1 protein-coding gene and 1 pseudogene are annotated in these 511 nt (G+C 65.0%); both read left to right on the forward strand.

Going from position 1 to position 511, the window contains the following annotated elements; genetic code table 11:
- On the forward strand, window positions 1–233 hold a 233-nt coding region (locus tag FA014_RS20505; protein WP_230323474.1), incomplete at its 5' end, for a DsbA family protein.
- Between the two features lie 171 nt (window positions 234–404).
- Window positions 405–511, forward strand: a pseudogene (locus FA014_RS19765) (translation initiation factor IF-1); the annotation flags it as partial.

Genomic DNA, 511 nt, shown 5'->3' on the forward strand with positions numbered 1-511 from the left:
ACCAGCCGCAGGAGAACACCCCCGGCCTCACGAACGACCAGATCGCCGGATACGCCAAGGAGGTCGGCGCCGACGAGGCCACCTCGTGCATCACGGACGAGAAGTACCTCAAGTACCCGGCCGCGCAGGCGGTCAAGGCCAAGGTCCAGAGCACGCCCACGATCGAGATCAACGGCAAGCGCCTCGACCTGCAGAAGGACGGCGTGAAGGAGCTGGACGCGCTGCTCGGCTGATCCTCGCGACGCCTCGACCGACGCGTTCCCCGCCCGGCTTGCCGGATGCGGGGAACGCGTCTAACATAGATCTTTGGTGCCTTGCGCCTTTGTTCGGCGTGTCCGACGGCCTGGCCCGCATCCATCCCATCCACCGCAGATCGATCGGTCTGCACAAGCGTCAGCGAGGCTATGGCTAAGAAAGACGGTGTCATCGAGATCGAGGGCGTCGTGTCCGAGGCGCTGCCCAACGCGATGTTCCGCGTTGAGCTCAGCAACGGGCACAAGGTCCTTGCCAC

The sequence above is a fragment of the Cellulomonas hominis genome (assembly GCF_005239125.1).
GTDB lineage: Bacteria > Actinomycetota > Actinomycetes > Actinomycetales > Cellulomonadaceae > Cellulomonas > Cellulomonas hominis_A.